Source organism: Rhizohabitans arisaemae (assembly GCF_025996515.1).
GTDB classification, from domain to species: domain Bacteria; phylum Actinomycetota; class Actinomycetes; order Streptosporangiales; family Streptosporangiaceae; genus Rhizohabitans; species Rhizohabitans arisaemae.
Genome location: NZ_BLRH01000029.1, coordinates 293722 through 305855, shown reverse-complemented (window position 1 = coordinate 305855; position 12134 = coordinate 293722). Strand labels below are relative to the sequence as shown.

The following is a 12134-nucleotide window of genomic DNA, read 5'->3' as shown; positions in this document are numbered from 1 at the left end:
GCGTCCGCTCCCGGACATCCACCACCCTCGACCAGGCCACCACCCCGATACCGAGAGCCACGCCAGGCCTATGCCTGCTGTGGCCGTACGGCCGGTGTGATGTCGCGCGGCCAGCTGGGGCCTTTTAGACCTTTGTGTACGGAAATGGCGTGGTTTCACGTGAAACGCCAAGCTTTAGAAGCCTAAATCTGAGCTAATAGCCGTGGGTTTTGCCCTGTATGTCAGAGAGGTGTGGGATAGCTTGCCGGTCGACATCAGCAGTCGATCCTTGGGACAGGTAAATGACCGACAGGGTGACACGACGTGATTTCGGCCGGATCGTAAACCGCGCCGGGATCGGATTGGCCGGAGCCGGGCTCCTCGCCGGGCAGACGGGCACAGCGCATGCCGCCACATCCACCTGGCGGGTGACCGGTGGCATCGGCTCCGGGCTCAGCGGCTTCGACACCAGGATGCAGACCTTCATGCAGGCCCGCAACATCCGGTACGGATCGCTGGCCGTCGCCCGCAACGGGCAGCTCAAGCTGGCCCGCGGGTACACCTGGGCACCGGTTTCGATGGCCAACGCCCAGCCGACCTCGCTCTTCCGCATCGCCAGCCTGAGCAAGCCGATCACCGGGGCGGCGATCCTCAAGCTTGTTCAGAACGGTCAGCTCAGTCTCTCCGCCACGCTGACCAGCCTGCTCACCCTCACCCCGCCGCCTGGTGGCTCACTCGACCCGCGCCTCGGGAACGTGACCGTCCGGCGGTTGCTGCACCACCTCGGCGGCTGGGATCGCGGCATCACCATCGACCCGATGTTCAACGATTTCACGATTTCCTCGGCCCTCGGCGTACCGTTGCCGATCGGGAAGTCCGACGTCATCAGGTACACCAACGGCGTCGCACTGAACCACAACCCGGGCTCGGTGTACGCCTACTCCAACTACGGCTACCTGCTGCTGAGCCGGATCATCGAGGCGGTGAGCGGAGTGCCGTACGCCACCTACGTCCAGCAGCACATCCTCGGGCCGCGCCAGATCACCCGGATGCGGCTGGGCCGCACGCTGGCGGCGAACGCGGCACCCGGCGAGGTGCCGTACTCCTCGCAGTACTCGCGCCCGACGGTGTTCAACTCCTCCGGCACCTACGTGCCGAATCCGTACGGCGCGTTCAACCTGGAGAACATGGACGCGCACGGCGGCTGGCTGAGCTCGGCGGTCGACATGGTGCGCTTCTGCCACATCTTCGACGCGGCGAACCCGGTGCTCTCCGCCGCATCCATCTCCACCGCCTTCGCGGTGCCGGAAACCGGCGTCAACCCGGGCGGCTGGTGGTACGGCTGCGGCTGGCAGGTCCGCAACGTCACCGGAGGCCGCAACACCTGGCACACCGGCGCCCTCGACGGCACCTTCACCCTCCTGGTGCGCCGGTGGGACGGGCTGACCTGGGCCGCCCTGTTCAACCAGCGGGACGACCCATCCGGCCTGGACTACGGCGCCGTCGACAACGAGCTCCACCTGGCCGCCAACGCGGTGACCAGCTGGCCCTCGGTCGACCTGTACCCGCAGTACTTCTAGCCCACCCGCGGAGCCGCCCGGACAACCGGGCGGCTTCCTGCTTTTCCGGCGGGGATGGATTCCGGCTCGACGCTTTGACGGCGAACCGATAGGCACAAAACCCTTTTCGGCAACCGGACGCATCTTTCGGCGGGACTTGTTTTCGGCCCGCCGACCGCTTCGGTGGGCCTAATTTTCAACGCGGATTTCAATTCTCAGGATTGCCGAATGGGGTCATTCACCGGGATTCCCCGGGGGTCGCGGACCCGTTCGAGCAGCAAGATCTTTTAGAGGGCCGGGGCCCGGGTCGCGGGCGGCAAAAGCGCATGCCAAACCGAGGATCACGGACCCTGTCGTTCACGGCGACGCCGTCGACCGAACCTGAGGGCGGGGTTCTCTCATTGACGAACCGGCTGACAGCGGTTAGGTTCACCTCAAATTAAAAAGGAAACCTTCCTAATAGTTTCCTTTCCGACTCCCTCTGCCCCCCCATCTACCCCCCAACTGGATGTCGGAGCATTACATGAGACGTACCAGCAAGGTCGCCGCCGGTCTGGTGGCACTCGTCCTGCCCCTCACCGCAGTCGTCCTATCCTCACCGACCGCGAGCGCCGCCTCGGCCGGCGTGAGCGTGGCCGCCCTCGCACCGGCGTGGGCGCCGAACACCGCGTACACCACAGGCACCATCGTGACCTACAACGGTGTCGACTACCGGTGTCGGCAGAACCACACCTCCCTGCCCGGCTGGGAGCCGTCGAACGTCCCGGCCCTGTGGGAAGCGGTGACCACCGGCGGCGACCCGATCGCCCCCTCGGTCCCGCAGAACCTGCGCTCCGGTGCGCCTTCCACCAGCAGCACGATCTCGCTGGCCTGGAACGCCTCCACCGACAACGTCGGCGTCACCGGCTACGAGGTCTCCCGCGGCGGATCGCCACTGCCCACCGTGACCGGAACCACCTTCACCGACAGCGGCCTCAACGCGGACACCCCGTACACCTACACGGTGCGGGCCCGCGACGCCGCCGGCAACTGGTCCGCTGTGAGCACCTCGGTCACGATCCGGACCGCCGTCAGCAACGACCCGATCGCCCCGTCGATCCCGCAGAACCTGCGTTCCGGTGGACCTTCCAGCAGCAGCACGATCTCGCTGGCCTGGAACGCCTCCACCGACAACGTCGGCGTCACCGGCTACGAGGTCTCCCGCGGCGGATCGCCACTGCCCACCGTGACCGGAACCACCTTCACCGACAGCGGCCTGTCCCCCGACACCCCGTACACCTACACGGTACGGGCCCGCGACGCCGCCGGTAACTGGTCCGGCCAGAGCACCTCCGTCACCTTGCGGACGGACCGGATCACCCCCGGCGGCAGCAAGGTGCTCGGCTACTTCGTGTCGTGGGGTATCTACGCGCGGAACTACAAGGTCAAGAACATCGACACCAGCGGCTCCGCGGCGAAGCTGACCCACATCAACTACGCCTTCGGCAACGTGTCCAACGGCCAGTGCGTGATGGGCGACCGGGACGCCGACATCGACCGCGCCTTCACGGCAGCCGAGAGCGTGGACGGCGTCGGTGACAGCTGGGACCCGCCGAGCCCGCTGAAGGGTAACTTCAACCAGCTCCGCAAGCTCAAGGCGAAGTACCCGCACCTGAAGATCCTCTGGTCCTTCGGCGGCTGGACCTGGTCCGGCGGCTTCGGCCAGGCCGTGTCGAACCCGACCGCCTTCGCGGACTCCTGCTACCGGCTGGTCGAGGACCCGCGCTGGGCCGACATCTTCGACGGCATCGACCTGGACTGGGAGTACCCCAACGCCTGCGGTCTCACCTGTGACACCACCGGCTTCGCCTCCTTCAAGAACATGATGCAGGCGATGCGGGCCCGGTTCGGCCCGAGCAACCTGGTCACCGCCGCGATCACCGCCGACGGCCGGACCGGTGGCAAGATCGACGCCGCCGACTACGCGGGCGCCGCGCAGTACGTCGACTGGTACAACGTCATGACCTACGACTTCTTCGGCGCCTGGGCCGCCACCGGCCCGACCGCCCCGCACTCGCCGCTGACCGGCTGGGCCGGCCAGCCGATCGCCGGCTTCGACACCGACACCGCCATCCAGAAGCTGAAGAGCAAGAACATCCCGGCCAACAAGCTGCTGCTCGGCATCGGCTTCTACGGTCGCGGCTGGACCGGTGTCACCCAGGCGACCCCCGGCGGCACGGCCACCGGCCCCGCACCGGGTATCGAACCGGGTAACGAGGACTACAAGGTGCTCAAGGTCCGCTGCCCGGTCACCGGAACCGTCGCGGGTACGGCCTACGCCAAGTGCGGCAACGAATGGTGGAGCTACGACACCCCGAGCACCATCGCCGGAAAGATGACCTACACCAAGAACCAGGGTCTCGGCGGTGCGTTCTTCTGGGAGCTCAGCGGCGACACCACCAACGCCGAACTGCTGACGGCTTTGAAGAGCGGTCTGGGTTAACGCCGAAGGCTTCGGCCTGAGGCGTCGCGCCACCCAGTGACCGGGGGCCGGTCCCGAATCTCGGGACCGGCCCTTTCTTCATGCCCCCGATCCGGTACGGGCTCCGCGGCCACATCCTGGCCGGTACCCCCTGGCTTTGCGCCGTACGGCCTTGAGGCCACGCCGTGGCGGCCGTACCCCACATGCCGTCGAGCCGGTTCGAGCTCACGGCCCCGCCCATGGCCGTACCGGGCACACAGCCCGGGGGTGCCGGGCCGGAAACGTGCGGGGTGGCTCAGCGCGGCGGGGCCTTGAGGTGGAACGTCGTCGCCATCTGGAACCGGTGGCCCAGCCGCAGGGCGCGACCCTCCTCGAACGCCGGTGTGATGATCTGAAGGCCGGTGGGGAGCCCGCCGGCGTCGAAGCCCATCGGCACGTTGAGCGCCGGCAGGCCCGGCACACTGGCGAGGGCCGTGAACTGCATGTTGGCGGTGTGGACGTCGCGGTCCCGGCCGCCGATGTCGATCACGTCCTGGCCGATCCGCGGCGCGGTGAACGGCAGTGTCGGAGTGAGGATCGCGTCGACGGCGCGGAACGCCTCCGCGAACCTGGCCCGGATGTGCGTGCGATACCGCTGGGCCTGCACGTAGTCGACCGCGCTGAGCACGAACCCGGCCTCGAGCTGCGCACGGACGTCCGGCCCGTACTCGTCGCCCCGCTCACGGAGCCAGCGTCCGTGCAAGGCGCTCGGCTCCGCGGCGTCGAGCACGACGAGGGCGTCCACGATCGCGTCGAGGTCGGGGATCGCCACCGCGGTCACGATCGCGCCGAGCGACTCGAAGGTCGCCGTCGCCGCTTCGAACGCGGTGCGTACGGCGGGTTGCACGTCCTTCACGGAGTAGTCGTGGATCCAGCCGATCCGTATCCCGGCGAGCGGCCGTTCCAGCTCGGCGAGGTAGTCCGGCACCGGTTCGGCCGAGGTCTGGAGATCGCGCGGATCGTGTCCGGCGACGGCCTGGAGCACGACGGCGCAGTCCTGGCTCGATTTGGCGATCGGGCCGACCGTGTCAAGCGTCCACGCCAGGGGGAACACGCCGCCGTTGCTCACCCGGCCGATGGTCGGGCGGATGCCGCTCACCCCGTTCAGCGCCGCCGGGTTGCGGACCGACCCTCCGGTATCGGTGCCGATGGACGCGAACACCGTGCGTGCCGCGACCGCGCTCGCCGAGCCGCCGCTCGATCCCGCGGGGCTGCGCGAGGCGTCCCATGCGTTGCCCGCCGTCCCGTAATGCGGGTTCGCCGTCGTGCCGCCCCAGGCGAACTCGTGCATGTTGTTCTTGCCCACCACGATCGCGCCGGCCCGTTTCAGCGCGGACACCACCGAGGCGTCGGCCACGGGGACGTTGTCCTTGAGGATGGCGCTGCCCGCGGTGGTGACGACGCCCGCCATGTCGACGTTGTCCTTGAGCGACACCGGGATGCCGTGCAGGGGGCCGAGGTCGTAGCCGCAGTCGAGCATCGTCTGGTGGGCTTGAGCGAGCGAGAGGGCCTGGTCCCCGAAGACGTCGACGTAGGCGTTGAGACCGGAGATCGCGTTGATCCGCCCAAGGGACTCCGCGACGAGGTCCGCGACCGACACACGGCGTTCGCGCAGAGCTCGCGCGGCGTCGAGGACGCCGCCGTCCAGCACGTCAGCGGCGTTCACGGCGCTCCTCGCCGTGCAGACCGGCAGGCACGTGGGTGAAGGCGGTGACGGGGCCGGCCGCCGGGCCGACGACCTCTTCCACGACGGCCCGGACCCGTGCGGCGTTGCGCAGCCAGCTCGCGGCGAGCCCCACGGCGGCCTCGGTCTCCCGGATGCCGTGCGCGCGCAGCCGGCACCGGATGCTGTCGGTCTCGTCCATCTCTCCCCCTGTTCTCCGGCAGGACTCCGCGAAGGCGGCCGCGGGGCCACCAGTCGACCACGAACGGTCGCGCGGATCTACCAGGTGGTGGTCCACCGGCGCCCGTTTTCCGTGGTGGTGATCCGCTGGAATTCCAGGCCGGGGAAGTGGGTCATGCCGATGGACACCTCTCGTCCCTCCAGGGCCGCGAAGAGCTCCTCGCGCGCCCGCAACGCGTGTTCGGGTTCCTCCTCGGAGAGGAACGAGATGCCCTGGTCGTTGAGCTGCAGCGGGTGGTGGACGGCGTCGCCGAGCAGGTAGACGCCCTCGCCGCCGGAGGACGCGCTGACGACGTAGTGCCCCGGGGTGTGGCCGGGGCTGTGGCGCGCGGTGACTCCCGGGGCGAGCTCGACGGCGGGAGCGGTGACGGTGCGGAGCACCCCGGCGTCCTCGGCGACCTTGAGCCCCGCCCGGCCCTCCATCTCACCCGGCGCGGGCGCGGTCGGCGTCGTCCTCCAGTCGGCGTCGCCGCACATGACCACCGCGTTCGGGAAGTACAGCGCGCCGTCCGGGGCGATCCACCCGATGTGATCGGCGTGCAGGTGGGTGAGGAAGACGGTGGTGACGTCCTCCGGTGCGACACCGGCCTCGGCCAGCGCGCCGGGCAGCAGACCTCCCTGGGCGATCGTCTCCGGGGGATCGGTGAGCCCGGCCGCGGCGGCGATCTCGGCGGGGAACGGGATGCGGGAGGGCCCGAGGCCGGCGTCCACGAGAACGGTGAACCCCTCCCCCCGGATCAGGAAGCACCCCACCGGGATGTGGTACGTCCCGTCGGCCGCGAGCAGCCCGGGATGGGCGTCGAAGTCCAGTCCCGGGTAGTACATGGGCGGCAGGTGGACCACACCGTCGTTGAGGGCGTGGACCTTGATGCCGCCGAGGTCGATGACTCTGGACACGGGTTTCATCCTTCCTGAGTGATGAGCGGACCCTCATCCCTTCATGTACGGCACGCCGCCGGCGGCCGGTGCCCGGACATGGCCGACCAGACCGGCCACGGCGAGGAATGTGACGAGGTAGGGCAGCATGGAGAGGAATGCCGAGGGTATGGTGACCGGCATCGTGATGGCCGACGACAGCGTCTGCAACGCGTCCGCGAAGCCGAACAGCAGGGCGGCCCCGACCGCGCCGCGTGGACTCCAGCGCCCGAAGATCACCGCGGCCAGGGCGATGAAGCCTTTGCCGTTGGACATGCCGGCGCCGAAGGCGCCGACCGCGCCGATCGACAGGAACGCCCCGCCCAAGCCGGCGACGAGCCCGCCGAGGATCACGTTGCGATAGCGCGTGGCCCGCACCTTGACGCCGACCGAGTCGGCGGCCTTGGGGTGCTCGCCCACGGCTCGGGTGCGCAGCCCCCACCGGGTGTGGAACAGCGACACCTGGACACCGATGATCAGCACGTAGGTGATGTAGACGAGGATGTTGGCGTCGAACAGCAGCGGGCCGAGCAGCGGGATGTCGCCCAGCAGTGGGATCTTGAGCGGGGCGAGGACGGACGGGTTGTTGTAGGCGTCGGGGTCCCGCTGCATGAGCAGGTCGAAGCCGAAGCTGGTCAAGCCGAGCGCGAAGAGGTTGAGCACGACGCCCAGCACGATCTGGTTGACCGCGTACCGGATCGCGAACACCGCCAGCAGCAGGCCCATCAGTCCGCCGGCGAGCAAGGCGAGCACGATCCCGGCGCCGGCGTGCTGGGCCATGGTCGCGGCGAGCGCGGCGGTGAAGGCGCCGGTGAGCATCTGGCCCTCGATCGCCACGTTGATGACGCCCGAACGCTCGCAGAGGATGCCGGCGAGCGCGCCGAGGATGAGCGGGATCGCGGCGAAGATCGACTGCTGAAGCAGCCCGAAGACGCTGACCGGCGTGCCCGGTTGCCCGGTGCCCGCCCAGCAGAGGAACGCCAGGACGAAGCAGCCGACCACCACGGCCGACACCGCGCGCATGGCGCGACGGGAGAAACCACGCGCCAGCTGCCAGGCGCCGAGAAGGGTGATGACCGCGCCGAGCACGAGCCCGGCCTGCCTTCCGGGGACCCGGATCTGGAGGATCGGGCTCCCGTCGCCGACGGCCGACAGGCGCAGGACGGCGTCGCCCGCGTGGGCGCCCAGGCCCCAGGCCAGCGCGCAGACGAGCCCGGTGACGATCACGGCGACACCGGAGAGCACGCGCCGCCGGGCCGAGGCGGGGACCCCGGCCGTGCCGCGTGCGGCGGCGGGGTGGTCGTGCGGGGTGTCCGTGACGGTGTGACCGGTCATCCGTTCCATCCCTTCGCGAACTGTCCGACGCCGGCCGCGCCACCGCGGGATTCCGGCAATCGGAAGATCGACCGGATGAGGGCGGGGGCGGCGATGAAGAGCACGACGACCGCCTCGATGACCGACACCACGTCCGCCGGCACCCCCGTGTTGGCGACCATCACGACATCACCCGCGCCGAAGGCCCCGAACAGCAGGCCGGCCAGCACCGCGCCGCCCGCCGAGGCCCGGCCGAGCAGCGCGACCGTGATGGCCTGGAAGCCGAGCCCGGCGTCGATGTCGCCGGTCAGCGCGTGATTGGTGCCCAGGACCTGTGAGCAGCCGACCAGGCCGGCCAGCCCGCCGGAGATCAGCATGACCGTCACGTAGCCGCGCTCGACGTTCATCCCCGCGGTGCGCGCGGCGGACGGGTTGGCCCCGATGGTGCGCAGGGAGAAGCCCAGCGTGGAGCGTGACAGCAGCCACCAGCAGGCGACCGCGGCGAGGATCGCGATGACGAGGCCGGCGTGCAGCCTGAGGTCGGGGCCGAGGATCTGCGGCAACCGCGCCGTGTCGGACACCTCGCGGGAGATCGCCTGATTCGAGCCGGGGGCCTGGAAGCCGGGAACCCCGAGCAGGTAGCTCAGCAGGTAGAGCGCCAGGTAGTTCATCATGATCGTCGAGATCACCTCGTGCGCACCCGTGCGGGCCCTCAGCCAGCCGGCGATCCCGCCCCACACCGCGCCCCCGGCGACCCCGGCGAGCAGGGCGGCGAGCAGTCCCACCACGGGCGGCAGCCGGAACGCGAAGCCGACGTAGCCGGCACAGATCGCCCCCATGATCAACTGCCCCTGCACACCGATGTTGAACAGGCCCGCGCGGAAGGCCGTCCCGACCGCGAGGCCGCCGAGGATCAACGGCGTCGCGTTGAGCAGTGTGTTCGAGAGCGGCTCGAAGACCGCCATACCGCTGTTGCCGGGGTTGAAGACCGCCCCTTCGAACAGCGCCGCGTACCCGGACCACACCGCGTGCCAGCCGAGCGTGAACGTGTCACCGGGGGAGGAGAGGAAGTAGCCCATCGCCGTACGCGTCGGCTGGTCGGCGAGCACGATCAGGACCGCGCCGACGGCCAGCGCGCACAGCAGGGACAGCGACGTCATCACGACCGAATCGGCGCGGACGAGCGCGTCGAGCACGCGGCGGCCGGGGCCGGTACGCCCGCTCACCGGACACCCGCCGACGCCACGTCGCCGGGCGGAACGGCCGCCTGGTCATCCGGTGCCGAGCCGGCCATGAGCAGGCCGATCCGCTCGGCCGGGGCACCGGCCGGCACCTCCCCCGCGATGCGCCCGCGGTACATGACGACCATCCGGTCGGCCAGCCCCAGCACCTCGTCCAGTTCCGTGGACACCAGGACGACGGCCGTGCCCCGGTCGCGCTCGGCGACGATCCGCCGATGCACGAACTCCATCGAGCCCACATCCAGGCCGCGCGTGGGCTGCGCGATGATCAGCAGCTTGAGCGGGCGGGACAGCTCCCGGGCCAGCACGATCTTCTGCTGGTTGCCACCCGAGAGCGTTCCCGCCGCGCGGGTCGTCTCCGGCGGACGGATGTCGAACTCCCGCACCCGCGCCGTGGCGTCGGCCTCGATCCGGGCGAGGTCGAGCGCGCCGCTCCGGGCGAACGGCGGCTTGTCGTAAAGGTCCAGCACCAGATTCTCGGCGACGCTGAAATCGCCGACCAGCCCGTCGCGCAGCCGGTCTTCGGGAACGTAGCCGACCCCGAGATCAAGGATCTCGCCGGTCGACAGCGGCCCCAGGTCACGGCCGGCGACGGAGATCGAGCCGGTTGTCGGCTTCACCAGTCCGACCAGCGCCTCGGTCACCTCCGTCTGGCCGTTGCCCTGCACCCCGGCGATCGCGAAGATCTCACCGCCCCGGACGGAGAAGGTCAGGTCGTCGACGAGCACCACGCCGTCGTCGCCGACCAGCGACAGACCGCGAACATCCAGCACCACCTCACCGGGCTCGGCGGGGACCTTGTCGACGGTGAGCCGTACCGGACGCCCCACCATCATCGACGCGAGTTCGCCCTCCGACGCCGACGGGTCCGCGGTGCCGACCACGGCGCCGCGGCGGATGACGGTGATCCGATCCGCGATCCGGCAGACCTCGCGCAGTTTGTGGCTGATGAAAACGATCGACGTGCCGGCGTCCCGCAGGGTCCGGATCACGTTGATCAGTTGCTCGGTCTCCTGGGGTGACAGGACGGCCGTCGGCTCGTCGAGCACGAGCAGCCGGGCGTCGTGGCTGAGAGCCTTGAGGATCTCCACCCGCTGTCGTACACCGACCGACAGGTCCGCGACGACGGCGTCCGGCGGGACCTCCAGGCCGAACCGGTGAGAGATCTCGGTGACGCGCCGCCGGGCCCGCCGCCGGTCGAGGAACGCCAGGCCTTTCGTCGGCTCGTGGCCGAGCATGACGTTCTCGGTCACGGTGAAGACGGGGACGAGCATGAAGTGCTGGTGCACCATGCCGATGCCGGCGGCCTTCGCGTCGCCCGGGCCGCCGAAGGAGACCGGCGCGTCGTCGATCAGGATCTGTCCCTCGTCCGGCCGGTGGAGCCCGTAGAGGATGTTCATCAGCGTCGACTTGCCCGCGCCGTTCTCACCGAGCAGGGCGTGGATCTCGCCCGGCTCCACGACGAGATCGATGCGATCGTTGGCGGTCACCGAACCGAAGCGCTTGGTGATCGTTCGTAGTTCGAGTTTCACCGGAAGCCGCCGCCTCTCCGTCTGAGCCACCTCAAGGCGTCAGTTCTTCGGCTGGGTCGGTGACGTGATCTCGATGCTGCCGTCGACGATGCCCTGCCGCACCGCGGCGAGCCGGTCCTGCAGGGACTGCGGCACCTTCGAGGCGAACTCGTGGAACGGGGCCAGCCCGATGCCCTCGTTGGCCAGCGTGCCGATGTACGACCCGGTCGGGAACCGGCCGGCCGCCGCCTCGGTCAGGTACTTCTCCACCGAACCGGACAGGTTCTTGGTCACGCTCGTGAGGATGTACGCACAGTATTGGGGCGCGGACACGCACCCGTCGGTGTCGACCCAGATCACCGCGACCTTGCCCCCCGATTCGGCCGCGGCCGCGCCGGCGCCCAGCCCGGTCCCGGCGGCGACCGGGAAGACGACGTCCGCCCCCTGCTGGGCGAACGTCTGGGTGATCTGCTTGCCCTTGTTCTGGTCGGTGAACGACTGGGCGAAGGTGCCGGCCTTGGGGTCCTTCTCGTTCCAGCCCAGCACCCGGACGTTCTTGCCGTTCTGCGCGTTGTAGTACTGAACGCCCTCCCAGAAGCCGTCCATGTAGGTCGTGACCGGGGGGATGTTCCGTCCGCCGAACGTCGCGACCGTTCCGGTCTTCGTCATTCCGGCGGCCAGGTAGCCGCCCAGGAACGCTCCCTGCGCGGTGTTGTACTGCAGGCCGTACACGTTCGGCGCCGTCGAGGCGCTGTCGACCTCGGCGAAGCGGCTCGCCGGGTTCGCCTTCGCGACCTGCGCCACCGCAGAGCTCATGAGGCCGCCCACCGCGACCGTCGCATCGCATTTCTTGGCGACCATGGCGTTGAGGTTCGGCAGGTAGTCGTTCTGTGAGTTCGACGGTACGTAGGAGATGTCGATCCCGGGGTTCGCCTTGTTCGCCGCGACCATCCCCGCGTACGACGTCTGGTTGAACGAGCGGTCGTTGACGCCGCCGGTGTCGAGCACCATGCATGCCTTGAACGACCCGCCGCCGGCTGAGGCCGCCTCACTCCTCGGGTCCGCCTTGGCTCCGCAGGCGGACACGGTGAACACGACCGCGAGACAGGCCGATGCGATGCCGATCTGCTTGTGATGGCCCATGGCCACTCCTTTTGCTGTCCGGCGCAGGATGCCGGGTTGTACTGCTTCGGGGAGACGAAGACGCGCGAG

General features: G+C 69.5%; 9 protein-coding genes. 2 read left to right on the top strand and 7 right to left on the bottom strand.

Annotated features, from left to right (window positions below; genetic code table 11):
- Positions 1-293: 293 nt before the first annotated feature.
- Together RUR_RS12920 and RUR_RS12915 are read left to right on the top strand one after the other, a co-directional pair.
- Positions 294-1559: a serine hydrolase domain-containing protein gene (locus RUR_RS12920; protein ID WP_283135246.1), complete on the top strand. Its 1266-nt coding sequence runs from the start codon at positions 294-296 to the stop codon at positions 1557-1559.
- Between the two features lie 502 nt (positions 1560-2061).
- Positions 2062-4020 carry a glycosyl hydrolase family 18 protein gene (locus RUR_RS12915; protein ID WP_283135245.1) on the top strand — a complete coding sequence of 653 codons (1959 nt, stop codon included), beginning with the start codon at positions 2062-2064 and terminating at the stop codon, positions 4018-4020.
- A gap of 274 nt (positions 4021-4294) precedes the next feature.
- Here the strand turns inward: RUR_RS12915 and RUR_RS12910 are convergent, their stop codons facing one another.
- The 7 genes from RUR_RS12910 to RUR_RS12880 all read right to left on the bottom strand — a co-directional run bounded on the left by RUR_RS12910 (position 4295) and on the right by RUR_RS12880 (position 12065).
- Positions 4295-5704: an amidase gene (locus RUR_RS12910; RefSeq protein WP_283135244.1), complete on the bottom strand. Its 1410-nt coding sequence runs from the start codon at positions 5702-5704 to the stop codon at positions 4295-4297.
- Positions 5691-5903 (bottom strand): hypothetical protein, encoded by a 213-nt coding sequence (locus RUR_RS12905; protein WP_283135243.1) that lies wholly within the window; start codon positions 5901-5903, stop codon positions 5691-5693. The genes RUR_RS12910 and RUR_RS12905 overlap by 14 nt, the downstream gene beginning before the upstream one ends.
- A 77-nt stretch (positions 5904-5980) precedes the next feature.
- Entirely contained in the window at positions 5981-6838 is an 858-nt protein-coding gene (locus RUR_RS12900) for an MBL fold metallo-hydrolase (protein ID WP_283135242.1), read from the bottom strand.
- Positions 6839-6871: 33 nt separating this feature from the next.
- Entirely contained in the window at positions 6872-8191 is a 1320-nt protein-coding gene (locus RUR_RS12895; protein ID WP_283135241.1) for an ABC transporter permease, read from the bottom strand.
- A complete protein-coding gene (locus tag RUR_RS12890) occupies positions 8188-9396 on the bottom strand; it encodes an ABC transporter permease (protein ID WP_283135240.1) in 1209 nt (402 codons plus the stop codon). The genes RUR_RS12895 and RUR_RS12890 overlap by 4 nt, the downstream gene beginning before the upstream one ends.
- Positions 9393-10943: an ABC transporter ATP-binding protein gene (locus tag RUR_RS12885; protein WP_283135239.1), complete on the bottom strand. Its 1551-nt coding sequence runs from the start codon at positions 10941-10943 to the stop codon at positions 9393-9395. Before RUR_RS12885 ends, RUR_RS12890 begins: the two co-directional genes overlap by 4 nt.
- A 39-nt stretch (positions 10944-10982) precedes the next feature.
- Entirely contained in the window at positions 10983-12065 is a 1083-nt protein-coding gene (locus RUR_RS12880; RefSeq protein WP_283135238.1) for a BMP family lipoprotein, read from the bottom strand.
- Positions 12066-12134 lie beyond the last annotated feature (69 nt).